Here is a 25,122-nt window from a genome sequence, read left to right as displayed (position 1 = left end):
TCATTAGAACGGAACAATATATTGCGGTTAATGGCCGTAATTTCGAATAGCGAGCGTATTCAGACGATTGTGGATGGAACGTTCGAACCACACCTGCCCCGAGACAATTATCGGATAAGTTTTCTATTTCTCTGGATGGTCGCATAAAACTCTGTAGCAACGAGGCAATCCGCTGTTTTGCTGTGCCTCACTCAACTTAACCACTTACGCCACAACCGTCTGACTGGATATAAACGCCAACGACTGCCGGTTAAAGTGCTCCGGCTGCTCCACGTTGCAGACGTGGCCGCAGTTTTCGATGACGGCGAGCTGGCTGTAGGGATCGCGGGCGACCTGCTCGCGCACCGGGGCGATAAACATATGATCCTCCTCCCCCATCAGGTAGAGGGTCGGGATCGGCAGGGCGCGCTCACGGAAGTAGCGCATCAATGGATTGACCTCGGTGGCGAGGCGGAACCAGCGTTTGAACTCATTCTGGCAGAGCTTGCGGGCCTCGCGCACGAACAGGTTGCGGGACTCCTGATGGCGCTGGCGCGGCATGATGATGAAGGCAAACAACCGGTAGAGCCACATGTAGGGCAAAAAATGCTGGCCGAGGCGGCCGAGCTGCACCAGCACCCGGGAGCGGATGTCGAGGCGCAGGATGGCGCCGCCGAGCACCATGCTCTTGACCCGCTCCGGGCAGAGCTCCGCCAGGTGGCGAATGAGGATGGTGCCCAAGGAGATGCCGACAAAATGGGCACGGGGGATGCGCAGGTGATCGAGCAGGCGCAGTATGTCCTCGGTCACAGCGCGAAAGCTGTAGTGGCCCTGCACCACCTGCTGCAACTGGTTGGACTGGCCGTGGCCGCGCAAGTCCAGCAGCAACACGTTGAAGTGCTCCCGATAGGCGCGCAGTTGCTTGAACCAGATGGAGGAGCTGCCGCCTGCACCGTGCACGAACACCACCCAATCCCGCTCGGGACCCAGCTCGAAAGTCTTGTGGTACAACATCTTATGGGCTCCCGGGTGGTTGGGGGATATACTCGGTCGACATATTAACAGATGGGGCGCGCCCGATGAATATGCTGCTGCTCATCATTGGACCAGCATGGAGTATCGTATGACGCTCATATCCTTGCGTGAATTTCTGCTCAGCCAACCCGGCGCCACCGAAGATACGCCGTTCGGCCCCGAAATCCTGGTCTATCGCATCGCCGGCAAGATGTTCGCCCTGGTGGACTGGCAGGCCGAGCCCCTTACCATCAATCTCAAATGCGAGCCGGAACTGGCGCTCTTGCTGCGAGAGATCCACCCCGAGGTGAAACCGGGCTGGCACATGAACAAGCAGCACTGGAACACGGTCACCCTGGAGGGCGGTCTCGACGCCGAGCTGTGGCAGGGTTGGATAGTGCACTCCTATGAGCGGGTGGTGGCGGGTCTGCCCAAGGCCAAACGCCCCCAGGCCCCGACCATCCATCCCAAACCATGAGCCCTCCCATGTCTGACGCCTCTCAATTCCAAAACCCAGCCACATACCAAGTCGTTCCCCTGGACGAGGGTCATATCCCGGCCCTGCTCGCCCTGTTCGAGCAGTCGGTGCGCCAAACAGGCCCTGAGCACTACAGTCCCGAACAAGTGGAGCAGTGGGCTCAAGGGGCCAGCCATCCCGGTCTTGCGGCCCAGTTGCGCGAGCACCACGGCTGGGTCATCACATGTGTAAAGCCGCAAGGTGAGGGGCACATGGCAGGAGAAGAGACGACAAAATCCGCGCCCCTTGGCTTTGTGACCCTGAGCGATGACGGCCACCTGAGCCTGCTCTATGTGAGCCAGCATCATCAGCGACAGGGGCTGGGGGGCCGTCTGCTGGAGACCGCCATGCAATTTGCCCGGCGCCGCAGCCTGCCTCTGCTCACCACGGAGGCGAGTGCCTTCAGCCTGGGGCTCTTCTTGCGCCACGGCTTTGAGCAGACCGGATTGGAAACCGTTGAACGGGGCGGAGTCAGTTTTATCCGTCATCGCCTGCACTGCCGCTTGCCAAGCCAGGGGTAGCCACTAAAATACGGCCCACTTTCCACAGATTGAATGAAGGCAGCCATCATGGTGGTAGAGAGCGAAGGGTACATTGCGCTGATCGAGTATCTGGTCGAGAGTCTGGCCCTGTTCGAAAGCCAGCAGGCGGGCACGGGCAGCCAGACCATCGATGATCTGGTGAGCGGCCGGGTAGCCGACAACCTGATGACCATCTGCGAGCAAAACCCCCAGCTCGACGCCAAGGTGCGTTTTCTCATCATGCAGGAGGCCGACGCCGTGGTCGCCGATCTGGAAGAGGTGCTCTCCGCGGTCTGGCTGCGCGCCCCCACGCCGGCCCAGCAAGCCTTCCTCGATGAATTCATCGATCTCATCAAGAACCTGTTCGACAGCGCCATCCGCTAACGCTGATTGGCTCGTCCCGCACGGTGCCTCGTCAACCCGCTGATTGCTCCGCGATACTACGCAGCAGACATGCAGCAGACATGAAAAGGGCCGCCTCTGGGGCAGCCCTGCTTGCTATCATTTTCAATTCATCGCGCTTGTCTAAGTTGAATGAATCTCGAGGCAAGAAAAATGTGTCTGGTCTTGGCTGCCGTCCTTGGTAGCTACCTGTTTAGTCAGCGCCAGTTCAGTTAAGTTCCCCGTCGTGACAGATTTTTTTCAATTTTCTTTCCGTTTCACTCGTTTCTTTGTGTTTCTCTCGTCTAGCCATTAAAAAGGGGCCTGAACGGCCCCTTTTTAGCATGCTTTTTGCACTCAGTGATTCAGGCTGGGGGGCAGACAGACCCCGATCCCCCCGAGGCCACAGTAGCCTTCCGGGTTCTTCTCCAGATATTGCTGGTGGTAATCCTCGGCATAGTAGAAGGGAGCCAGCGGCAGGATGCGGGTGGTGATGGTGCGCCCGTCACCGCTCGCCGCCATGGCCTGCTGGAAGGCAGCCAGGCTCTGCTGGGCGATGGCTTCCTGGCTCTCGTCCCCGACGAAGATCACCGAGCGATACTGGGTGCCCACATCCCCGCCCTGGCGCATGCCCTGGGCCGGATCGTGCTGCTCCCAGAACAGCTTGAGCAGGGCGCCGTAGCTGATGACCTTGGGATCGAAGATCACCTGCACCGTCTCCGCATGACCGGTCAGACCGCTGCACACCTCCTTGTAGGTGGGGTTCGGGGTCAGCCCCCCCTGATAACCGGCGGCGGTGGAATAGACGCCAGGCTGCTGCCAGAACAGGCGCTCCACGCCCCAGAAGCAACCCATACCAAACCAGGCGGACTCCAGCCCCTCGGGCCAGGGTCCCTGAGTCGGATGGCCATTGACCGCGTGCTGCTGGCCAATCACCAGCGCCTCACGTCGACCCGGCAGCGCCTCTGCCGGTGAAATAATCTGCTCCATATGCCCTGTCCTTGTATAAAACTCGCGAAATGCCGCGACTGACGAAAAGGAGTATCGAAGATAACAGGTTATGGCATGGGATCAACTTGGCCGGACGCCGCCTGACCCACGCCAGTTTCCCGTCCTCTCCCCTCCCCCTGGAGGAGATAAATGGCAGCAACAGCCACCAAATCAATATTTAGTCTTGATTTGTGAATTTATTTTCATATATTGAGCAAATTGCTGTTTTTTTATGGAAGAAGTCTCAAGTGCGTGAACGCGAACCCAGCCTGGTCTATGCCTTTCGGCAATCCACCCCCTATGTCAACGTGCACAGAGGCGCCACCTTCGTGCTGATGATGGGGGGCGAAGCCATCTGCCACCCCAACTTTGCCAACATCGTCACCGACATCGCCCTGTTGCAGACCCTCGGCATCCGGCTGGTACTGGTGTTCGGCTCCCGCCCGCAGAACGACGAGGCGCTGGCCCGGGCCGGCATCGAGGCGCAGTACCACAAGCGCATCCGGGTCACCGACGATCAGAGCTTCGACCTCATCAAACAGGTGTGTGGCGGGCTGCAGTACGACATCACGGCCCAGCTCTCCATGGGGATCGCCAACACCCCCATGCAGGGGGCACGCCTGAGCGTGGTGAGTGGCAACTTCGTCACCGCCCAGCCGCTCGGGGTGGAGGATGGCGTCGACTACTGCCACAGCGGCCGGGTGCGCCGCATCGATGTGGAGGGGATCCGTCGCCAGCTGGATCAGCAGGCCATGGTGCTCATCTCCCCCATCGGCTGCTCGGTCACCGGCGAGAGCTTCAACCTGAGCTCGGAAGAGGTGGCGCGGCGGGTCGCGGTGGATCTCAAGGCCGACAAGCTCATCTGTTTCAGCAGCACCCAGGGGGTCATGGACCGCCACGGCGAGGCCATCTCCGAGCTCTTCCCCGAGCAGGCCGAAGAGCTCCTGGTGGAGCTGGAGCAGGCGGGAGAAGAGATGTCCGGCACCGCCCGTTACCTGCGCGCGGCCATCGCTTCGTGTCGCGGCGGCGTTCCCCGCTCCCACCTGGTGAGCTATCAGGATGACGGCGCCATGCTGCAGGAGCTGTTCAGCCGTGACGGCCTCGGCACCCAGATAGTGCGCGAAAGTGCCGAGCGGGCGCGGGCCGCCGCCATCGAGGACATCGGCGGCATCCTGGATCTCATTCGCCCGCTGGAAGAGGAAGGCATACTGGTGCGCCGCTCCCGCGAGCAACTGGAGATGGAGATCGACAAGTTCACCATCATCGAGCGGGACGGTCTCATCATCGGCTGCGCCGCCCTCTACTGCTTCATGGAGGAGGCCATGGCCGAGATGGCCTGCGTCGCCATCCACCCGGATTACCGCAACTCCAACCGTGGAGATCAGCTGATCGCCAAGGTGGCCGAGCGGGCCAAACGGCTCGGCATCGAGCGTCTGTTCGTGCTCACCACCCGCTCCATTCACTGGTTCCGGGAACGGGGCTTCGAGCCGCTGGAGGTGGAAGACTTGCCGGTGGCACGCCAGCGCTTCTACAACTGGCAGCGCAGATCCAAGGTATTGTCCAAGACAATCGCGTAACTCTTTGTACGAAGCATTTAGCTAACTGATTGATCTTGTGCCTGGTTCCTGTCGATTGTTGATTTTTTTGCAAACTCGATTGACAGTGCATTCCAGTGCAGGGTATTTCTACATGCACGCCACCTCAGGGTGGCACCAGAAGAGGAGCGCTGCCCAGGCAGCCCAAGGGAGGACGCCAGCGTCCGGTGAACTTGGGTCAGGGGGAGCAGCGCCGAGACGAGGCGGGTCGCTGGAGACCACCACGTCGGCTGCGGGGGCTGAATCCCCCGGGTTGTCATCGGTCGTGTGCATCCCACAGGCATCCATCAGGATGTCTGTGGGATGGGCACCGCGGATGGAGTGCTTCTGGCCGGGACCCTCGTGTTTTCCTGCCATTTATCGCCTCCTCCTCTCTTTTGCCTGCTGAAACCGGATTTTCACCTTGAGACAGGAGTATGTTATGAGCCAGATCAACGTCGCCAAGTTCGGCGGAACCAGTGTCGCCGATGCCGCGGCCATGAACCATTGTGCCGACGTGGTACTGGCCAATCCGGCGACCCGGGTGGTGGTGCTGAGTGCCAGCGCCGGCGTCACCAACCTGCTGGTGAGTCTGGCGCAAGGGGAACTGGACGAGGCGGGTCAGGATGCCCAGCTCGCCCGGCTCGCCGACATTCAGCAAGCCATACTGACGGCGCTGGGGGAACCCGGCGATGTGAGCGCCATCATCCACGCTCAGCTCGCCGAGATCCGGACCATGGCCCGTCAGGCCCAGTTGCACACGGACGCTGAACTCGCCGACAGGCTCATCGCCTGCGGTGAACTGATGTCGACTCGCCTCTTTACCGAGCTGCTGCACCAGCGCGGCGTCAAGGCCCAGTGGCAGGATGCGCGCCAGCTGATGCGCACCGACAGCCGCTTTGGCAAGGCGAGCGTGGATCTCGCCGCCACCCGCACTCTCTGCCAGGCCAGCCTGGGGCCCCTGCTTGGCGACAGCCTGGTCATCACCCAGGGCTTCATCGGCGCCGACGGCGACGGCCGTACCACCACCCTGGGACGCGGGGGCTCCGACTACAGCGCGGCCCTGCTGGCCGAGGCGCTGGATGCCAGCAGCATTGAGATCTGGACCGACGTGCCCGGCATCTACACCACGGATCCGCGCCTCGTCACCCGGGCCCGCCCCATTCCCGAAATCAGCTTCGTGGAGGCGGCCGAGATGGCCACCTTCGGCGCCAAGGTACTGCATCCGGCCACCCTGCAGCCGGCCCTGCGCCAGGACATTCCGGTCTTCGTCGGCTCCGCCAAGGATCCGGCTGCAGGCGGCACCTGGATCCGCGCCAGCACCACCACCAACCCGCTGTTCCGGGCCGTGGCCCTGCGCCGCTCCCAGGTGCTGGTCACCCTGCACAGCCTCAACATGTTCCACGCCTACGGCTTTTTGGCCGAAGTGTTCGGCATCCTGGCGCGCCATCGCATCTCGGTGGATCTCATCACCACCTCCGAAGTGAGCGTGTCGCTCACCCTGGATCACACCGGCAGCCAGAGCAACGGCGAACCCATCCTCGGCGACAAGGTGCTGGCGGAGCTGGGGCAGTTGTGCAAGGTCGAAGTGGAAACGGATCTTGCACTGGTGGCCCTCATCGGCAACCGCATGAGTGAGGCAGCCGGGGTCGGCAGCCGGGTATTTGATGCCATCCGCGAGCACAATATCCGCATGATCTGCTACGGCGCCAGCGCCCATAACCTCTGCTTCCTGGTCAAAGAGAGCGAGGCGGGCCACATCGTCAACCGTCTCCATCAGGAGCTGCTCGACTGAGCCCAATGACGACAATCCTCCATCAACAAGAAGAGGGGGCCCCGGGCCCCCGTGAGGGTTTTGTGAAGGGGAAACCCCGGGGGGGCGCCCCGAGTAGGGCGAAAGCCTGGACGGCCTGTGGCAGCAGATGCTCCCTGATGGGGTCGCGCAAAGCCGCGAGCCGCGCGAGCAAGCCCTGCTGACCGAGCCCGGCCTCTTCGTCGCTCAGGCTGGCTGCGAGGGATGGATAGTGATCCCGCACCGCCCTCTCCAGCCAGTCGAGACGACGCAACGTGAGGGGGCCGCAGCTCTTGCCGCCGAGATCGTCGTCGATATCGAGCCGATGGCTGCGATACATATCCTGCCACCAGTTGGCCGCCAGCGCTTCGTCACTCTCGAGGGCGGTGCGCCAGCGCGCCAGCAGCGCCTGCATCCGGGCCAGCACGGCGGGATTGGCCCCTTCCCGGTGCAGGTATTGCAACTCGTCCGTGGCCCAGGCGAGGCAGAGGGTGCGCCAGTGGTGAAACAGCGGCAGGGGATCCGCCTCGTCCAGCCAGAGACCGGAGAGGGTACGGGTCTCCAGCCGCTCGGGTACATGAAACTCGGGATCGGACAGGCCGTTGGAGTTGAATTCGTGGCGGGGATCGAAGGGCCACATGTAACCAAAGTCGAACACCGAGATCTGCTGGCCGTCATCGAGCAGGTTGCCCGGGCTCGGATCCCAGTCAAACCAGCCCCAGCGGGCCAGCTCCGCCTGCACCGCCAGCATCTGCGCCAGATTGCGCCGGTTCAGGGTCTTGACGGGATCCCCCCTGAGCCAGGGGGAGACCAGCACCCCGGCCCGGGCCGAACCGAAGCAGGTGCAGACCACGTGGGAGAGGATGGTGGGGTGCAACTCTCGCAGGGTTTCAATCTCCCGGCGCCGCTCCAGCTCGGTCAAGAAGGCGGTCTGACCGTCCACATTGGCCACCAGGGAGTCGGCCCTGCGCCGCTTGAGGCACCAGTGATGACCCTCGACTTTCAGATGAAACACTTCGGCGGTGAGGCCGTGGCGATAGACCCTGAGCACATCAGGGTGATCCTCGGTCAGCTTGAGCAATTGGGCCAATGGCTGGGGACAGTCGCGTTCACGCCCGATCCGGATCTCCTCTTTGCGCTCCAGCATCTGGAGCAGCCTTGCCTGACGTGCCGCAACCTTAGGATTCATACATGTACCTCCGACCGTTATTGAGAGACTAAGCAGCAAGACAGAGGCAAACCAGCGGCAAACGCTCATGATGCCGTTTTCATCACAGAATCAATCCGGCCTCTGGATCGGGATCACAATTTGCAAGTCAATACAGTCACACAATATTCATCTTTCGGTCATTAAATTGACATCAAGGAACCCACCCAGCACCATCGGGTCAAAATAGATGCAGCCATGGCTGCGAACCCCGCTCCAAGGATGAGCTTTTTATGAATGCCCCCCAGTTCGGTCACAGCCCTCCCTCCCGTCTCTCCAGGCTGCTGTTTGGCCTGCTCAGTGCACTCTTGCTGCTGACCCTGGCCCTGCCCCTGCTCAATCCCATCGGCTGGCTCGGGCGAGCCGAGCCGCTCATCCTGGGGCCCGCCGATCAACCCATCGCCACCCTCAACCGCCACTCCCTGCTCTACAAGAGCGACAGCCGCGGCCTCTATCTGGTGGTGAGCAGTCAGTGGCAGTTGCTCAAGCCCCTGCAGCCGGGGGACAAGGTGCGGGTGGAGCTGCTCAACGACAAGGGGGTGCGCATCGATCAGTTGAGTCAGGCGGTGGACAAGCGTCAGAAGTGTCGCAAGGAGCGCTGCACCCTGGATCTCAACAGCACCCTGCGGGCGCCGGATGATGCCCTGGACAGCCGCTATCAGCTGCGCATCGGCCTGCTGCTCAAGGAGAGGCCCGAGAGCGGTGAGTACAGCCAGATCCTGCAGACCCTGCCGGAGCGTGGCTTCAACCTCGTCTACCTGATGACCAGCCTGCTGCTGGTGCTGCTGGTGAGCGCCACCGTGCTGCGGGCGCTGCTGCCACGCCTGCGCCAGAGTCCGGCGTCACGGGTGCTGGGCAGCCTGCTGCTCGGCAACCTCACCTTCGTGCTGCTGCACGGCTTCGTGGTGTTCAAGCTCGGGGAGTTTCTGCTCTGGTCAGGCTTTCGGCCGGAGCACTACTACCTCGCCTGGGGCAGCATGGTGCTGGGCTGGAGCCTGTGTGCCCTGGCGGGCTTCAACCTCTACATGGGGCTGGTGTTCACGGCGCTTTCCGGCATCGGTCTGCTCGCCAACTTCATGAAGATAGCCATCTACGGGGTGCCCCTTGGCGGGGACGATCTCGGCAACCTGCTGGCGCTCGTTCATATCCTGCTCGATCAGCACCCCGTGTTGCCGGTGCTCGGCGCCCTGGGGCTGCTCTACCTGTGCTGGCGTTTCGCCCTCTCCCGCTGGATCCTGCGCGCCAGCGCCGCCACCGTCGCCTTCTTCGCCCTCTGCGTGTTCGCGACCCAGACCAGCAACAAGCTGCTCGGGGCCAACGTGCGCTACGTGGACAGGGCGGTGAACTACCACAGGGACATCATCCGTGCCGGCCCCGGCCTCTACGTCTTCAACCTGGTGGACGAGATGCTGCAAAGCGGCAACGTCTTTCGCTACCCCTTGCAGATCAACGATCGCACCCCCGAGCTCGCCCGGCCCGGTACTCTCCAGGCCTCCCAGCCCCCGCGCTTCGATCTGGTGATCGTGCTGCAATACGAATCGCTCTGGCTCGACTGGCAGGGCAGGATCTGTGCCCCGGCCCCCACCCTGAGCCTGCCTGCCGGCGTGCAGCAATGGCACAAGACCATCCACTCCCCCACCACGGGGGGCATGACGGTGCTGGCGGAGTTCGAGATGAATACCGGCTTGCCGGTGGGGCTGCTCAAACAGGGGGTGGTGCCCTACTACTACCTCTCGGAGCAGGTGCCGGGGCTGGCCCAGAGCGCCAGGCAGAGCGGCTATCAGACCCTGTTCGTTCACCCCTATGTGGAGAAGTTCTGGGGCCGCGCCAAGGCCATTCCGGCGCTCGGCTATCAGGAGCGCTGGTTCGATACCCGCTTCAGCAGCCTGGAGCACAAGGGGCTCTACATCTCCGACGATGCCCTCATCGATCACCTGCTCAAGCGCAGCGAGCAGGATGACAAGCCGCTGTTCGCCTATGCGGTCACCATGCAGGGCCATGGCCCCTTCGACGGGGATCGCTACCAGGCCCAGCAGCGAGGCGGAGCCTGCCCGGATCAGAGCGCGGCAGACCAGCAGCTGCTCAACACCTACTACACCGGGGTGGTGGATGCCATGGCCTCCCTGGAGCGGCTGCTCAAGAGCCTGGACAACTCAGGCAAACGCTATCTGGTGGTGGCCTTCGGGGATCACCAGCCGTTCTTGATGTCGGCGGGCAAGGGCATTCACGGCGCCAAGCCGCCCCGGGATGCCGCCTACCAGATCCCCATGATGGCCTTCACCCGCAGCGATAGCGGAATAGCACTCGAGCGCCAGTTCGCCCCGGTGCGCCAGCTCTATCAGATGGGACAGGCTACCCGCGCCCTGCTGGCCGGCGATCTCGCCCCCATCCCGGATCTGCCCCTGCTCCACCCCGTGCTCGGGGAAGAGAAGGGGTTCGATCCCTCCCCCCTGGTGCCCCAGATCCGGGCGAGCTTCAAAGCCGATGCCCTGCCTTGATCCCCCGACCAGAATGTAAAAGAGGCCGCCACTGCGGCCTCTTTTTATTCCCCTGTCAGTCGCTCCCCTGACCTGCCTTCCACTAGCACAACCAGGATTCCAGCAGGGTCAGCCGCTGCTCATCGACGTCCAGCTCGACTTGGATACCGAGTGGCAGGGTCAGCATGGGGTGAGTGTGGGCGCAGTCGAACTCCGCCAGTATAGGGAAGCGCGGCTCCCCCACCACCTCCAGCAGGATGTCGAGCGGCCGCTTGCCACTGCCTTGATCATTGAACAGCTCGTGCTTGCCGAGAATGAGGGCTCCGATGCGATCGAATACTCCGCACAGCTTGAGGTGGGCGAAGGCGCGCTCCACCGTCTCCGCCGTCTTGAGGCTGTCCTCCAGCAGCAGAATATCGCCAGACTCAATTTGCGGCATGTAAGGAGAGCCCCAGACGCCTGCCAGGGTATTGAGGTTGCCGCCGATAAGCCGCCCCCGCACCTTGCCCGACCCCACCGAGATCAGCCGATTGGGCTGGCACGCCTTGGCCCGACTCTGGTGCTCCCAATCGAGCCGCTCGTCACTCCAATGCGCTGGCGTCGGCAAGACATGGGGGACGGCGGCCCCATCGGCCATGCAGACGTGCTTAAAACCGGCCAGCGTCTCGTCCACCAGGGGCGGCAACTCGCCAAACGACGCCACCAGCGCCGGACCGTAGAAGGTAACCAGGCCCGTCTTGGCGTGGATGCCGAGCAGCAGGGCCGTCACATCCGAATAACCGATGAGGATCTTGGGATCCCGTTTCAGTGCCTCGTAATCGAGATAGGGCAGCAGGGAGTTGGCATTGCTGCCGCCGATGACCGACATGATGGCGCGCACCTTAGGATCGCGGATGAGGGCATTGAGCTCATCGGCCCGGGCGGCGATAGCGCCGGAGCGCCAGTGGTCCTGCACGCCGGTCAGGCTGCCAGCCCTCAGCTTGAAGCCCTGCGCCGTCAGATAGGCCTTGGCACGCTCGAACCGGTGCGGCGCCCAGGCGGTGGCCGCGCTGGAGGGGGAGAAGAAACCGATGGTATCGCCGGGTTTTAGCCCGGCGGGCTTGAGCAATGGCATGGGAAAGCCTCCGTCCTGTTGGCCTCTGCGCCGGGATCGGCGCAATTCTGAGTGGGCCTCATCCTAATCCACTGTTTTCCCCGCCGACAAGGGTGAAAGCCCCTGCCAGCAGGCGCTTTTTGTTTAGATAAATCAAACAAGCTCATCAATTGGTGAAGAAAAATTGAACATCTCTGTCGATCCGTGACGCGCGACCTCATCCTGCCGGTGCTCATCAGACCAGCGTGCTGCCCCGCAGCGCCGATCCCGCCCCGACAATGACGAGCGCCGAGGCACAAAAAAGCCGATCCAGGGATCGGCTCTCACAACTGGGCGGTCTGTAGCCAGGGGAGTGACTAGATCACCACGGCGGTGCCGCTGATGCTGACCATCAGCATGCTGCCGTTCTGGCCCACCACTTCGTAATCCATGTCGATACCGACCACGGCATTGGCGCCGAGGGCCGCAGCCCGCTCTTTGAGCTCCCCGAAGGCGATCTCCCGGGCGCGGGCCAGTTCCTTTTCATAGGCGCCGGAGCGGCCGCCGATGATGTCGCGAATGCCGGCGAACAGGTCCTTGAACACGTTGGCGCCGAGGATGGCCTCGCCCACGACGATGCCGCGATATTCACGAATGGGTTTGCCTTCCAGAGTGGGGGTCGTTGAGAGGATCATGGGGTCTCCTGTGGGGTCATTGTGTGCGCCGATGCGCCGTCAGCGTCAGGTTAGCAGGTCTGCCGCGATAGCATAAGCCGGCTCCTACCATGTGAGGAGATGGCAAGCACATGATTTGACAGTCAAATGCCATCTATACTCCCCACGTGCGAACAACCCCTTTATCACAGGAGCGTGACCAAGATGACCAGCCTTGATGCCAGAAGCCCCCTCATCCCCCGGCTAATGCTGCCCCTCGCCCTCTTCACCGCAGCCCCAAGCCAGGCAGGCGGCCTCTATCTGTACGAAACCGGCACCGACGATCTGGGGCTTGCCACCGCGGGCATGGCCGCCCGGGCCCAGGATCCCAGCGTCCAGCTGATGAACCCGGCTGGCTTGAGCCATCTGGAGGGACGCCAGCTCACCGTCGGCGGCCAGCTGCTCTACGGGGACGCCCCCTACGATCTGGACGATCCCGCCCAGTCGGACGTCGATACCGTCATCGGCTGGTTCCCCGCCGCCTCCTTCTACTACAGCCAGCAGCTCGACGAGCGCTGGTCCGTCGGCTTTGCCACCTATGGCAACTTCGGGCTGGGGCTGGACTACGGCGACTGGGCGGGCAAGCAGCAGATCAAGGAGGCCACCCTGCTCGCCCTCACCATGCAGCCGTCTCTGGCCTATCGCATCGATGAGCACTGGTCCCTCGGCGCGGCCCTTGGCGTCAACTACGGCCTGTTCGCCCTCACCCGCGACACGAATAACGGGGAGAACAAGGAGGATGACAGCGACTGGGCCCTCAACGGCAAGCTGGGGGTGCTCTATGAATTCAATCAAGGGACCCGCATTGGCCTGGGTTACACCAGCGAGGTGAAGTATCACTTCAACATCGACCGCGACATTCCCCTGCCCAGCCTGCCCGGCGAAAGCGCCCGCCTCTCGGTCACCGGCCTGGTCAACAGCCCCCAGCAATTGATGCTGAGCGCCTACCATCAGCTCACCCACGACTGGGCCATCATGGGCAACCTCGGCTGGCAGGACTGGAGCAAGTACAACAGTAACGAGGTCGCCCTGCCCGGGCGCGTCATCACCGACAAGGGGATGTACAAGGACACCTACCACCTGGCGCTGGGGGTTCAGCACACGCTGACCCCCCAGTGGACCCTCAACGGCGGCATCGCCTATGACAGCAGCGCCTACGAGGATCAGCAGAACACCTCACTGACGGTGCCAAGCGGCGCGGCCGTGCGCCTTGGCACCGGCGCCCGCTACGCCTTCAACCCGCAAGACAGCCTCGGCGTGGCATTCGAATACCTGCACATGGACGGCTCAAGCGTCGATCTCGGTGGCCTCTCCGGCCACTATCCTGACCCGAACTTCTACTTCTTCGCCGTCAACTACCACAGGCGTTTCTGACCCTCTGCGCAAAAAAAAACCGCTCACGAGAGCGGTTTTTTTATCGGTGAACTGACGCCGCCGACTCCTGGCGCAGATAACCGCCCTGGGTCAGGATGCCGTAGGCCACATAGATGTAGCCCAGCAGCTCGATCCCTTCCTGCAATGGCGTCTTGAACTCGAAGGCCATCTCCACCCCCAGGATCTCGTTCCACAGCAGGGAGCCACTGCCAAACATCCGGCTGAACACCGTCACCAGCAGCAGGCCAAAGAGGGTGAAGAGGGCGCTGCGGTGGCGTACGAACCGGGCGGCCCCGTGCAGCAGCGTCTGCCAACCCTGGCGCCAGCTGTGCCTCAAAGTCATCATGGCCAGCAGCAGGGCAGGATAGATCCAGAAGCCGTGCCGGATCATGTCAAAGAAGATGTCCAGTTCGCGGATCAGCAGGCAGCCGAAGAAACCGGCAAGCAACCAGAGGAAGGCGCGCACTTCCGGCAACGCCCTGCCCTTCCAGTAGAGGCCGATGACGATGGCCAGCAGGACGCCTTCTTGCAGCAGTTCGGTGATGGAGGTCTCCCCCACCCCGTTGTGGAGCCAGCGCAGATCGAGGGCCACGGTGAGGGTCGGGATCAGGGTGAGCAGCAGCAGGGACAGGATGTCGCAGGCCGCCAGCAGGAGGGTTCTCAGGGGTTCGGCGACTCCGGCCGGGCAATGCTCCTCGCAAGACGTTGGATTCACGATGGGATCTCGTCGATATCGGGAAAGTGAAAGGCCCGCCGGGAGAGGCGGGCCCTGAGCGGTATCAGTGCAGCTTCATGCTCGGGCGCAGCACCCGGTTGATGCGCCCCACCAGCATGATGAGGCCGGTCTTGATGTAGCCGTGCAGGGCCACCTGGTGCATGCGATACAGGCTGATATAGACCATGCGGGCGATATAACCCTCCACCATCATGGAGCCGCGCATCAGGTTGCCCATCAGGCTGCCCACGGTGGAGAAGCGGCTCAGCGATACCAGCGAGCCGTGGTCGTGGTAGAGGTAGGGCTTGAGCTCGCCGCCGTTCATCATCGCCAGGATGTTCTTGAACGCCTGGGTCGCCATCTGGTGGGCAGACTGGGCACGCGGCGGCACGAACTTGCCATCCGGTTGCGGGCAGGCGGCGCAGTCACCGATGACGAAGATGTGATCGTCACGGGTGGTCTGCAGGGTCTCTTTCACCACCAGCTGGTTGATGCGGTTGGTCTCAAGACCCGCGATCTCCTTCATGAAATCCGGTGCCTTGATGCCGGCAGCCCACACCATGAGGTCTGCTTCAATCAGCTCGCCATCCTTGGTGTGCAGCCCATCGCTGGTGGCTTCGGTGATCATGGTGGCGGTGCGCACATCCACCCCGAGTTTCACCAGCTCCTGATGAGCGGCGCCGCTGATGCGCTCCGGCAGCGCCGGCAGGATGCGGGGACCCGCCTCCACCAGCGTCACCTTGAGGCTTTCGGTAGTGAGGTTCTTGAAGCCGTAGGCGTAGAGCTGTTCCACCGCGTTGTAGAGCTCGGCGGAGAGCTCCACCCCGGTGGCGCCGCCGCCAACGATGGCGATCTTCACCTTGTCGCCGGGCTGGTATTCGGTGGCGAACTGCAGGAAGCGGTTCATCATGCTGTTGTAGAAGCGATGAGCCTGGGAGGGGCTGTCCAGGAAGATGCAGTGATCCTTGATGCCCTTGGTGTTGAAGTCGTTGGAGACCGAACCGATGGCCATCACCAGGTAGTCATAGGGCAGCTCGCGCTCGTGCACCACCAGCTCACCGTTCTCGTCGTGAATGGGGGCCAGCACGATGCGTTTGTCGTCGCGCTTGATGTCGGTCAGGCTGCCGAGCTGGAACTCGAAGCCGTGGTTCTTGGCGTGGGACTGGTAGCTCAGGGCATCGATGCCCGCGTCCATGGAGCCGGTGGCCACTTCGTGCAGCAAAGGTTTCCACAGGTGGGTGCGGTTGCGATCCACCAGGGTCACCTTGGCCTTGTTCTTCTTGCCCAGCTTGCGGCCCAGACTGGTCGCGAGCTCGAGACCGCCGGCGCCGCCGCCAACAACGACAATATTCATCATGATGATTTTCCCTTAGTTCCTCAAAACGAAAGGGAGCCATTGGCTCCCTGAAACGAAATTGGTCGACGTGATAGCGCAGGCTCAGGCTTCTTTGAAGGCCTTCATCCGTTGCAGATGGTGCGAGATGTTCTTGAATTTATGGGTCTCGCGCTCATCCCATACGATGTCGTAATAGTTCTTCAGTTCACGCTCAGTGGCCCGATTATCGCGGATTTCATCCTGAACGGAAAGGATGCACAGGCAGTTTCCTGAATTTTTATTACGAAATTCGGTTACACACTTGGTGCCGATATCTTCGTACTCTTCCGGCCTGTCTATCTTGCCCTGCATGCTGTGCGCCGGGTCGAGATTGGGGTTGAAGATCACCTGCTTGATGCCGCACAGAAAACCGATCCGCTCGCTCCAGTAGCCGCCGAGACCGACGCCACAGATGAGGGGCTTGGGGTCCGTGCTCATGTCGAGCTGCTTCTTCACTTCCTTGAGCAGGTGGCTCATGTCGTGACGGGGATGAACCGTGCTGTAGTGCACGAAGCGCACATCATCATCGATAAACTGCAATTGCAGCACTTTCTCATGATTGCCCGGGCTGGTGGCATCGAAGCCATGCAGGTAGATGATCATGGGTAAGACCTCGGAAACTGTGTCGGTTCTATCGAAACTACTCCAGCGGCGGGGCCGCGCGCCACCAAAACATCCAACTTTCTTGCTTTGGATCACGCCGGTTGCCGCCGGAAAAACCTTTTTCCTCCCGAATTGAGCAGAGAACGTGCAACAAAGCGCCGCCCAGCCCCCTCAGCCCAGTCGAAGATCCCGCCGCGAGCGGCGACGGGAGCTCACTCAGTCCAGCGCCTGCTCGAAGCGAGCGACCGCCTCCGCCACCAGGGCCAGACTTCCCTGCCAGAACGCCGCCTCGCGGATATCCTGCCCCAGGTGTTTTTCCACCAGCGCCTCGGCGCTCATGCGACCAGTGTCTTGCAGCAGGGCGCGATAGGCCTGGGCCACGTTAGTTTCACCTGCGCCCTTGCGGGCCATCAACTGGTGATAGACCCCGAGACTGAACAGGTAGCCGAACAGATAGGGGTAGTTGTAGAACCCGAAGCCCGCGATGGAGAAGTGCGCTTTGGCGGCCCAGAACAGCGGGTGATAACGCGCCAGACTCTCTTCGTACCAGCGTCCCCAGGCCTCGTCGGTCAGGGCGCTGAGTCTTGCGGCCGACACATAGCCCCCCTTTCGCTCCGCCACCAGGGCCTGCTCGAAGTCGAAGCGGGCCGGGATGTTGACCAGGAAGGTGGCGGCGCCGTCGGCCTCGGCCCAGGCGATGGCCAAGCGCTCCTCTGACGTCTGCGCCTGCTCGAACAGGGCGCGGCGCACCAGGGTCTCGGCGAAGATGGAGGCGGTCTCGGCCAGCGTCATGGGGTAGCTGCGCTGGCTCATGGGCAAGTCCCGGATGAGCCAGTTGTGCCAGGCATGGCCGAGTTCGTGGGCGAGGGTGATGACGTTGTCCATGGTACCCGCGTAAGTGATGAAGACCCGCGGCTCCACCGGATCGGCGAACTTGGTGCAGTAGGCGCCGGTGCGCCGGTTCGGGGTAGGGGCGGCGTCAATCCAGCCCCGCTCGGCCATCATGCTGGCGAACGCCCCCATCTCGGGATCGAAGGCGGTGAAGGCCTGGGCGATAAGCGCGATGGCCTCCTCGAAGGGGATGGCCCGGTTGCTGACCGCAGGGGGCGGCGCAAACAAATCCTCCGGCCCCGGCACCGCAATGCCGAGCTTGCCGGCCATCAGGGTCAGCGCCCGCTGGCCCAGCCCCCGTGCCTGATAGGTCTCGGCCATCAGGGTATCCAGGGTGGCACGATCGATATGGCTCTGGTGACAGGAGAGGTCCAGGGCATCGAGCAGACGCGTCTTGCCACGCTGGCGAGCCAGCTCGAGGCGCCAGCCGTTGAGGGCATTCAAGATGGCGGCCACCGTCTCCTGCTCCCCCGCCCAGCCATCGCTGATGGCATCGAACGCCGCCTTGCGCAGTGCCCTGTCCGGGCTCGACAGCAGATTGCTCGCCTCTGCCAACCCCATCTCGCGGCCACCGATGGAGAGGCGAATTTTACCCACCAGATCGTTGTAGAGGTTGCCCCAGCCGTGCAGGCCATCGGTGCCAAGCCCTATCACCAGCTGCTCCGCCTCCACCGGCAGGCGCTGATCCTGCAGTCGCCGCTCGTGGCGCAGGCGGTAATCCTCCTCCCCGAGCAAGGGGTCTTGCATCAGTTGCCCAAATTCGGTCTCAGGCAGCCCCAGCATCAGATCCTCCACCGGCGCCAGGGCCTTGAAGAGATCGGCGTTGAGGGCGCGTGCCCGGGAGGCCAGCTGCTTGGCCAGGGGATCCAGGGCATCCTGACTGCCCTTCGAGGCCGCCAGCACCGCCACGTTCCAGCCGATGTTGCGAATGCGCTGCGCCCGCAGGCGAACCTCGCGCAGGAAATCCTGCAGTGCCTCCCCGTTGTCCCGCACGCCGGCCAGCTGGCCGATGAAGGCATCGAGTTCCGCCAGGCTGGCACGGGCCAGGCTCATGTCCGCCTCCAGCACGCTGCTGTCGAGGGAGGGATAGATATGCTGGTTTTGCCACTGCTGGGGATATTGAATGGGTTGCATCGTTGACTCGTGTTGATTCGTTATCAAAAAATGACGTGGCCCGACGCTGCGGACCACGGATAAAAGATGCTTGGGGCGGCTCACGCACATGGCGCGCAGCACTCTCCCCTTTCAGCGCGGTGCTGGCCCCTGGCCTGCCGGAGCGGCTGGATCACACCAGCCGCTCGAGGCGGTTCACCGCCTCCTCGACATAACGCAGACTCTCCTGCCAGAAGGCGGGCTCGCGAATGTCGACGCCGAGGTGCTTCTCCACCAGCGCCTCGGCACTCATCCGCCCGGTGTCGGTGAGCAGCGCCCGGTAGGCGTCGACAAAGTCGCTACCGGCCCGCTCCTTCTGGGCATAGAGCCCCAGGCTGAACAGGTAGCCAAACAGATAGGGGTAGTTGTAAAAGCCGAGATCGGCGATGGAGAAGTGACCCTTGCTGGCCCAGAACAGCTCGTCGTACTGGCTAAGGCTGTCACCATACCACTGCTCCTTGGCGGATTTCATCATGGCCCTGAGCTGGCTCGCGCCCACATAGCCCTGTCCCCGTGCCGCCACCAGGGCCCGTTCGAAATCAAAACGGGACGGAACATCCAGCAGCATGCTGGCAGCCCGCTCGCCATCCATCCAGGCGATGTCCAGCCGCTGCTCCCGGGTCTCCATCCGCGCATAGAGCGCTTCTCGCACCAGGGCCTCGGCAAACAGGGACGCCGTCTCGGCCAGCGTCTTGGGATACTCCCGCTGCTCCAGCGGCAGATCCCGCAGCAGCCAGCTGTGCCAGGCGTGACCGAGTTCGTGGGCGAGCGTGATGACATTGTCCAGGGTGCCCTCAAAGGTCATGAACACCCGGGGCTCGGCGGGCTCGGCATACTCGGTGCAGTAGGCACCGCTGCGGCGGCTCTCACTCGGGTTGGCATCAATCCAGCCTCGCTCGGCCATCAGGTGCACGAAACGCCCCATTTCGGGGTCGAAGCTTTCGAAGGCATCCGCCACCAGGCGCAGGGCTTCTGCCAGGCTGATGGCGACCGGACTCGTCGCGGGGGGCGGGGCATAGAGATCCCAAGGGGCGAAATCCACGATGCCAAGGGCACTGCCCATGGCGCGCAGGGCCCGCCTGCCGAGTTCCTTGTGGGTCTCCGCCTCTCCCATCAGGGTCGCCAGGGTGCGGCGCTCAAGGTGTCCCTGATGGCAGGAGAGATCCAGCGCATCGAGCAAGCGCTGTCTGCCGCGCTGGGTGGCAAGTTCGTTGCGCCAGCCATTGATGGCGTTGAGGATGGCCGCCACCGTCTCCTGCTCTGCCCCCCAGGCGGCCTGGATGCCGTGCCAGGCGTGGGCACGGCGCGCCCTGTCCGGGTGCGAGAGCAAATTGTCCGCCTGAGCCAACCCCATGGCCTCTCCTTCCACCCGGGGGCTGAGCCTGCCCACCAGGTTGTCGTAGAGATCTCCCCAGGCCAGCAGACCGTCCACCGCCAGCCCCTCAATCAATTGCTCTGACTCGAGCGAGAGGCACTGATCCTGCAACCGGCGGACATGGCGAATGTCATAGGCCAGCTCGAACAGCTCGGGATCTTGCAGCAACTGCCGCAACTGCGCCTCGGGCACCGTCACCCAGAACAGGGCCATCGGCTTGAGACACTGGGCCAGGGTCGCCTGCAACTGCTGGGCCCGGGAGTAGAGTGCCTTGGCGGCCTCGTCCCGGCCATTCTGGCTGAGCCGGTTATAGCCGTAGATCCAGGCGTTGAGGGCAAAGCGCTTGATCGCGTTGCCTTGTTCCCGAATGTCCCGCAACAGGTGGCGCAGGGCGTTGGGATCCCGGGTATCCGGCAGTCTGGCAAGCTGCTCATCGAGGGAGGCAAGGGTCTTGGCGGCGTTCATGAAACCGGCGTCAACGGCCGGGCAGTCGGGGGCGGCGAAGATGTGATCATCCTGCCAGACGAGTGGAGTCATAACTGTCCTTGTTGGTTTGCGTCCAAATCGGGTGGCGCCGCCTCTGGTGGGCAGTCGCCACCCGATAGTACGAAGGGGGCTGGCGATTGCCTAGCCCCCACCCGGGTCACACCGGCAAGGTCAGTAGGATCAGTGCCTATTTGGCGGGCTTGAGTCGGCTCACCAGCGTCATGGCCACGACCAGCACCAGGCCCGCCAGCACCCCCACCAGGGCGTTGAGCAGGGTCGGCGTCACGGCGGCCAGCACGGCCCCCACGCCGGCGAGGGGAGCCAGGCTCGCGGCCGCCCCCTCGATGAGGTGATGGGCGAAGGGCCAGCCGTGGACCAGGATGCCGCCACCCACCATGAACATGGCGATGGTACCGACCAGGGCCAGCAGATGCATCAGCTTGGGAGCCGACACCAGCAGGCCCCGACCGACGGCGCGGCGCAGGGTGCCGCCATCCGGCTTTTGCAACAGGTGCAGGCCGATGTCATCGAGCTTGACGATGAGCCCCACCAGGCCGTAGACCCCCACCGTCATCAGCAGGGCGATGCCCGCCACCACGGCAATTTGCAGGCCGAGGCTAGACCCTTGCACGGTGCCAAGGGCAATGACGATGATCTCGGCGGAGAGGATGAAATCGGTGCGGATGGCCCCCTTCACCTTCTGCTGCTCGTAGGCCACCAGATCGTCCGGGACCGGGCCGCTGGGCTCGGCGACATCGTCATGGGGCAGAAACTTGTGGACCAGCTTCTCCGCCCCCTCGAAACAGAGATAGGCGCCCCCCAGCATCAGCAGCGGGGTGATGAGCCAGGGCACCAGGGCACTGATGGCAATGGCGGCGGGCACCAGGATGAGCTTGTTGCGAAACGATCCCTTGGCCACGGCCCACACCACGGGCAGCTCCCGCTCCGCCCGCACCCCGGAGACCTGTTCGGCGTTGAGGGCGAGATCGTCCCCGAGTACCCCGGCGGTCTTCTTCGCCGCCACCTTGGTCATCAGCGCCACGTCATCGAGCACGCTGGCAATGTCATCGAGCAGGGTCAGCAAACTGGCTCCGGCCATATCGTCTATTCCTCATCTGGGTAACGAACAAGCGGTCATCGCGAAAGCCAGTCTGACCAAGGGGGGCTCGACCGGACGCGCCGATGAGGGCTTCCTCATTTCGGGCAAAAGATGGCACAGTGTAGCGAGAAGCCGCCGTTTCGGCAGCCCCCATGACAGGGCCAGTTGGCCTTGTTTCACCCGCAAGCCCTTCTGGCCCAAGGAGTTTCCATGCAGCCCTGGCAATCTCTGCTCGATTTCTGGTTTGGCGATGACGCCGACGATGTCACCCGCGCCCGGCGCCAAGCCCCCCTCTGGTGGGGCAAAAGCAGCGAGACCGATGCCCTCATCCTGCATCGCTTCGGCGCTCTGGCCGAGTCTGCCGCCAGCGGCACCCTGACTGGCTGGGCCGAGGTGCCCGCCGGACGCCTCGCGCTGATCCTGCTGCTCGATCAAGTGCCGCGCAACATCCACAGAGGCACGCCGGCGGCCTTCGCCCAGGACGCCAAGGCGCGGGAGCTCTGCCTCAAGGGGCTGGTGCTGGGGGCGGACAAGTCGCTCTCGCCCCTTGGCCGGGTCTTCTTCTACCTGCCCCTTGAGCATGCGGAATCCGCCGAGCAGCAGGCCAGAAGCGTGGCCCTGTTCGAGGCGTTGGCGGCGGAGCAGGCGGGCGGCGAGGCCAGAGACACCTTCGAAGGCTTCGCCGATTTTGCCCGCCGCCACCGGGTGATCGTCGATCGCTTCGGTCGCTTCCCCCATCGCAACGCCATCCTGGGGCGCGCCGATGAGGGAGAAGAGGCAGTGTTCCTGACCCAGCCCGGCTCGGGGTTCTGAGCCACCCAATAAAAAAACGGGCCAGCTGGCCCGTTTTTTTATGGCTGTCACGAGGGCGTCAGGCCGCCTCCGCCAGCGGGTTCTCCTCTTTCTTTTGATAGGCCTCGGGAGAGAGACCCAGCAGCTCCTGCACCGTGGACGCCACCGTGATGGAGGAGAGGGTCCCCACCAGAATGCCGGCGAACAGGGTGAAGGAGAAGCCGTAGAGGGCATCGCCACCGAACAGCAGCAGGGCCCCTACGGTGAACAATGTGGTGCCCGAGGTGATCATGGTGCGACTGAAAGTCGCCTTGATGGCCACGTCCGAGCACTCGTGGATCCCCATCTGGGTACGCGAACCGAGCAAGTCCCGCAACCGGTCAGAAATCACGATGCTGTCGTTCAAGGAGTAACCGATGACCGCCATCAGGCCGGCGATCACGTTGAGATCGAACTCGATGTCAAACAACGCCAACAACCCGATAGCCACCAGGCCGTCGTGCAATACCGACACCAGGATGCCGATGGCCTGGCGCCACTCGAAGCGCACCGCCAGGTAGGCGGAGATGGCCAGGGAGGCCACCAGCACCGCCAGCATCCCCTGCTGGAACAGCTCGGCGCCCACCTGGGGCCCGACGATGGTGGTGCGCAGCAGCTCCACCGGCAGGGAGAGCTGCTGGCCCAGCAGAGCCGCCAGCTCCTCCGCCGGCCAGGGCAACTCGTGGGGGGGCAGCTTGATGAGCCACTCGCCGGGCACACCGGCCGAACTCAGCTCCACCACACCGGCCAGGGGGGCGACGAGCAGGGCGTTGAGTTCATGAGCCTCCTTCAGGGTCTGGATCCGGAACTCCAGCAGGATCCCGCCGGTAAAATCGAGACCGAGGGAGAGCCCCTTGACGGCCAGCACGGCGATGCTGGCGATGGTCAGCAGCACGGACAACCACAATCCGATATAACGCCAGCGGGTCAGCCCCATGGCGATGATCATTCTCAGCATTGTTCTACCCTCGAAAGCGGATAAGGCAGGATCTCCTGCGGAAGGCGATGGGCGCAACCTGCGGCGCCAGAGTACAGCTCGCGATGTCTGCTCATGATCAGACCCTCAACAACTTGGCGCGGCTCGCGCCCCACAGGGGGTTGATGATGGCGCGGGTGCCCCAGATCCCGGTCACCATGCTGGAGATGAGGCCGAGGATCAGGGTGATGGAGAAGCCCTGCAGCGGCCCAGAGCCGATGGAGTAGAGCACCACGGCGCAGATCAAGGTGGTGAGGTTGGCGTCGAAGATGGTCCGAAACGCCGAGCGATAGCCAAAGTCGATGGCATTGGCCAGGCTCCCCCCCTCCCGCAGGCGGTCCTTGATCCGCTCGAAGATGAGCACATGGGTGTCCACCGCCATGCCGACGGTGAGCACCAGGCCGGCGATCCCCGGCAGGGTCAGCACGGCCCCCGGCAGCACCGCCAGCATGCCCACCTGCATCAGCAAGTTGCCGATGAGCGCGGTGATGGCGACCCAGCCGAACTTGCGATACCAGGCCATCATGAACAGCATCATGCCGGCCATGCCGAACGCCAGGGCGGTGAAACCCGCCTCGATGTTCTGCAAGCCCAGGGTCGGGCCTATGCTGCGTTCCTCCAGGATCTTCAGCGGCGCGGTCAGGGCGCCGGCCCGCAGCAGCATGGCGAGCTCTTGCGCCTCGGGCACGCTGGCGAGTCCGGTGATGCGGAACTGGTTGCCAAGGGCCGTCTGGATGGTAGCGACGTTGATGACCTCGCTCTGGGCCCGCAGCTTGCCCTGGGCATTGGTCTTGTACTCGGTGAAGACGGTGGCCATGGGCTTGCCCACGTGCTGGCGGCTGAACTGGTTCATCTTGCTGCCCCCCAGGCTGTCGAGCACTATGCTCACCTGGGGTTGCCCCATCTCCCCCATGCCGGCGCGGGCGTCGACGATGTGCTCACCGGTCAGCACCGGCTTGCGGGCCAGCCCCACCGCCTGGCCGCTGCGATCCGCCATGAAGAAATGGCTGTCGGCCTGCGCCTCGTAGAAGGCCAGGGAGGCGGTCGCCCCGATCACTTCCTTGGCCTGCTTGGGATTGTGTACCCCCGGCAGTTCGATGCGGATACCGTCTTGCCCCTGGCGCTGGACCGAGGCTTCGACGATGCCGAGCTCGTTGATCCGCTTTTTGAGGATCGACAGGTTCTGGGTCACGGCGTTGTTGGCCAGCAGGGTGCGCTCGGCCTCGGTCATCACCAGCCGCAGCTCATTGCCGCTGCGCTGCTGGCGCCACTGATCCAGGCGGGTGCCGGCGCTGTCCCGGATGATGGTGAGCCAGGGCCCCTGCTCCACCCCCTCAGGCAGAATGACCCTCACCTCCCCGGCCGACACCCGCGCCACGTTGGCCCCCCTCAGGTGCGCCTCGCGAAACTGGGTGCGCAACATGTCCACCAGGTTGCGGGTCTGGTTGTCGATGACAAAATCGAGATCCACCCCGATGAGCAGTTGGGAGCCGCCGCGCAAGTCCAACCCGAGCTTGATGGGGGCGGCGCCGAGCTGGCTTATCCAGGTCGGGGCGTTGGAGTGGAACTCCAGGGTCAGGGCCGCGCTCTCGAAGCCCTGCTGCTCCAGCAGCTGCTTGGCCCGCTGCTGGCTGGCCTGGCTGTCGAACACCAGTTCCACCCGCTCCCCCTGTTGTACCTCTTTTTGCAGGGAGATCTGGTGCTCGGCGAACAGGGTGCGCTGGGCCTCGGTCAGGCTAGACTGGCCATGCAGGCCGAGGGAAGGCTGCTCACCGAAGAAGGTGGGCAGGGAATAAAACGTGAAGGTGAGCAGCATGAGCAGCAGCAGGGCGTACTGCCACAGACTCATGCGGTTCAGGATGAGATGACTCTTTTTTCTCATGAAATCGGCCTCTGTCAGGCGAAAGCGACGGATGTGACGGCGCACATCGCGTAAAAAAACGAAACAAGACAGCCAAACCGTTTAGTAAAACTAAACAGCTACGGAGAGACGATGAGGCAACAGATG

The 25,122-nt window shown here is 63.2% G+C and carries 20 protein-coding genes, 1 pseudogene and 1 riboswitch; of the genes and pseudogenes, 8 read left to right on the top strand and 13 right to left on the bottom strand.

What is annotated here, in order from left to right; genetic code table 11:
- Window positions 1-204 precede the first annotated feature (204 nt).
- Entirely contained in the window at window positions 205-993 is a 789-nt protein-coding gene (locus ACW5W7_RS15315; RefSeq protein ID WP_456502257.1) for an alpha/beta fold hydrolase, read from the bottom strand.
- A 109-nt stretch (window positions 994-1,102) separates the two neighbouring features.
- Between ACW5W7_RS15315 and ACW5W7_RS15310 the strand changes: the two genes are divergently transcribed.
- The 3 genes from ACW5W7_RS15310 to ACW5W7_RS15300 are packed head-to-tail and all read left to right on the top strand — an operon-like array spanning window position 1,103 to window position 2,415.
- Complete coding sequence (locus ACW5W7_RS15310; RefSeq protein WP_456502256.1) at window positions 1,103-1,471, top strand: MmcQ/YjbR family DNA-binding protein; 369 nt, start codon at window positions 1,103-1,105, stop codon at window positions 1,469-1,471.
- A complete protein-coding gene (locus tag ACW5W7_RS15305) occupies window positions 1,468-2,031 on the top strand; it encodes a GNAT family N-acetyltransferase (protein ID WP_456502255.1) in 564 nt (187 codons plus the stop codon). The genes ACW5W7_RS15310 and ACW5W7_RS15305 overlap by 4 nt, the downstream gene beginning before the upstream one ends.
- Window positions 2,032-2,079: 48 nt before the next feature.
- Window positions 2,080-2,415: a DUF3802 family protein gene (locus tag ACW5W7_RS15300; RefSeq protein WP_456502254.1), complete on the top strand. Its 336-nt coding sequence runs from the start codon at window positions 2,080-2,082 to the stop codon at window positions 2,413-2,415.
- A gap of 354 nt (window positions 2,416-2,769) precedes the next feature.
- Here the strand turns inward: ACW5W7_RS15300 and msrA are convergent, their stop codons facing one another.
- Window positions 2,770-3,402 (bottom strand): peptide-methionine (S)-S-oxide reductase MsrA, encoded by a 633-nt coding sequence (gene msrA / locus ACW5W7_RS15295; RefSeq protein ID WP_456502253.1) that lies wholly within the window; start codon window positions 3,400-3,402, stop codon window positions 2,770-2,772.
- A gap of 248 nt (window positions 3,403-3,650) precedes the next feature.
- Between msrA and argA the strand changes: the two genes are divergently transcribed.
- Complete coding sequence (gene argA, locus ACW5W7_RS15290) at window positions 3,651-4,979, top strand: amino-acid N-acetyltransferase (RefSeq protein ID WP_349921861.1); 1,329 nt, start codon at window positions 3,651-3,653, stop codon at window positions 4,977-4,979.
- Between the two features lie 131 nt (window positions 4,980-5,110).
- Window positions 5,111-5,332: riboswitch (Lysine riboswitch) on the top strand.
- A gap of 86 nt (window positions 5,333-5,418) precedes the next feature.
- A complete protein-coding gene (lysC, locus tag ACW5W7_RS15285; protein WP_434667327.1) occupies window positions 5,419-6,771 on the top strand; it encodes a lysine-sensitive aspartokinase 3 in 1,353 nt (450 codons plus the stop codon).
- A 118-nt stretch (window positions 6,772-6,889) separates the two neighbouring features.
- Here the strand turns inward: lysC and ACW5W7_RS15280 are convergent.
- Window positions 6,890-7,957, bottom strand: a pseudogene (locus ACW5W7_RS15280) (hypothetical protein); the annotation flags it as partial.
- A 251-nt stretch (window positions 7,958-8,208) separates the two neighbouring features.
- Between ACW5W7_RS15280 and ACW5W7_RS15275 the strand changes: the two are divergent.
- Window positions 8,209-10,473, top strand: coding sequence for an LTA synthase family protein (locus ACW5W7_RS15275; RefSeq protein WP_456502252.1), 2,265 nt, complete (start codon window positions 8,209-8,211; stop codon window positions 10,471-10,473).
- Window positions 10,474-10,555: 82 nt separating this feature from the next.
- Here ACW5W7_RS15275 and ACW5W7_RS15270 read toward each other — a convergent pair whose 3' ends face one another.
- Both ACW5W7_RS15270 and ACW5W7_RS15265 read right to left on the bottom strand, forming a co-directional pair.
- Complete coding sequence (locus tag ACW5W7_RS15270) at window positions 10,556-11,566, bottom strand: S66 family peptidase (protein ID WP_456502251.1); 1,011 nt, start codon at window positions 11,564-11,566, stop codon at window positions 10,556-10,558.
- A 335-nt stretch (window positions 11,567-11,901) separates the two neighbouring features.
- Window positions 11,902-12,219: a heavy metal-binding domain-containing protein gene (locus tag ACW5W7_RS15265; RefSeq protein ID WP_349921857.1), complete on the bottom strand. Its 318-nt coding sequence runs from the start codon at window positions 12,217-12,219 to the stop codon at window positions 11,902-11,904.
- 183 nt (window positions 12,220-12,402) lie between these two features.
- On the opposite strand from ACW5W7_RS15265, the gene ACW5W7_RS15260 reads away from it, so the two are divergent.
- The gene (locus tag ACW5W7_RS15260) at window positions 12,403-13,611 is read left to right on the top strand and encodes an OmpP1/FadL family transporter (RefSeq protein WP_456502250.1); all 1,209 of its coding nucleotides are present in this window, start codon (window positions 12,403-12,405) and stop codon (window positions 13,609-13,611) included.
- A gap of 40 nt (window positions 13,612-13,651) precedes the next feature.
- On the opposite strand, the gene ACW5W7_RS15255 is transcribed toward ACW5W7_RS15260, so the two are convergent.
- From ACW5W7_RS15255 to ACW5W7_RS15230, 6 genes are all read right to left on the bottom strand, one after another.
- Window positions 13,652-14,326, bottom strand: coding sequence for a hypothetical protein (locus tag ACW5W7_RS15255; protein WP_456502249.1), 675 nt, complete (start codon window positions 14,324-14,326; stop codon window positions 13,652-13,654).
- A gap of 64 nt (window positions 14,327-14,390) precedes the next feature.
- Entirely contained in the window at window positions 14,391-15,683 is a 1,293-nt protein-coding gene (locus ACW5W7_RS15250; RefSeq protein ID WP_456502248.1) for an NAD(P)/FAD-dependent oxidoreductase, read from the bottom strand.
- 81 nt (window positions 15,684-15,764) lie between these two features.
- On the bottom strand, window positions 15,765-16,304 hold the full coding sequence (gene ycfP / locus ACW5W7_RS15245) for an alpha/beta hydrolase YcfP (RefSeq protein ID WP_349921853.1): 540 nt from the start codon (window positions 16,302-16,304) through the stop codon (window positions 15,765-15,767).
- A gap of 216 nt (window positions 16,305-16,520) precedes the next feature.
- Complete coding sequence (locus tag ACW5W7_RS15240; RefSeq protein WP_456502247.1) at window positions 16,521-18,329, bottom strand: M3 family oligoendopeptidase; 1,809 nt, start codon at window positions 18,327-18,329, stop codon at window positions 16,521-16,523.
- 151 nt (window positions 18,330-18,480) lie between these two features.
- Entirely contained in the window at window positions 18,481-20,259 is a 1,779-nt protein-coding gene (locus ACW5W7_RS15235) for a M3 family oligoendopeptidase (RefSeq protein ID WP_456502246.1), read from the bottom strand.
- Window positions 20,260-20,395: 136 nt separating this feature from the next.
- On the bottom strand, window positions 20,396-21,307 hold the full coding sequence (locus ACW5W7_RS15230; protein ID WP_349921850.1) for a DUF808 domain-containing protein: 912 nt from the start codon (window positions 21,305-21,307) through the stop codon (window positions 20,396-20,398).
- Window positions 21,308-21,517: 210 nt separating this feature from the next.
- Here ACW5W7_RS15230 and ACW5W7_RS15225 point away from each other — a divergent pair, with 210 nt between their 5' ends.
- Complete coding sequence (locus ACW5W7_RS15225; protein WP_456502245.1) at window positions 21,518-22,120, top strand: DUF924 family protein; 603 nt, start codon at window positions 21,518-21,520, stop codon at window positions 22,118-22,120.
- A gap of 58 nt (window positions 22,121-22,178) precedes the next feature.
- Here the strand turns inward: ACW5W7_RS15225 and secF are convergent, their stop codons facing one another.
- Both secF and secD read right to left on the bottom strand, forming a co-directional pair.
- A complete protein-coding gene (gene secF, locus ACW5W7_RS15220; RefSeq protein WP_456502244.1) occupies window positions 22,179-23,096 on the bottom strand; it encodes a protein translocase subunit SecF in 918 nt (305 codons plus the stop codon).
- A 97-nt stretch (window positions 23,097-23,193) separates the two neighbouring features.
- Window positions 23,194-24,996 (bottom strand): protein translocase subunit SecD, encoded by a 1,803-nt coding sequence (gene secD, locus ACW5W7_RS15215; RefSeq protein ID WP_434667295.1) that lies wholly within the window; start codon window positions 24,994-24,996, stop codon window positions 23,194-23,196.
- Window positions 24,997-25,122 lie beyond the last annotated feature (126 nt).

This window comes from Aeromonas intestinalis (assembly GCF_054052485.1).
This window is presented reverse-complemented; position numbering and strand designations above follow the sequence as displayed.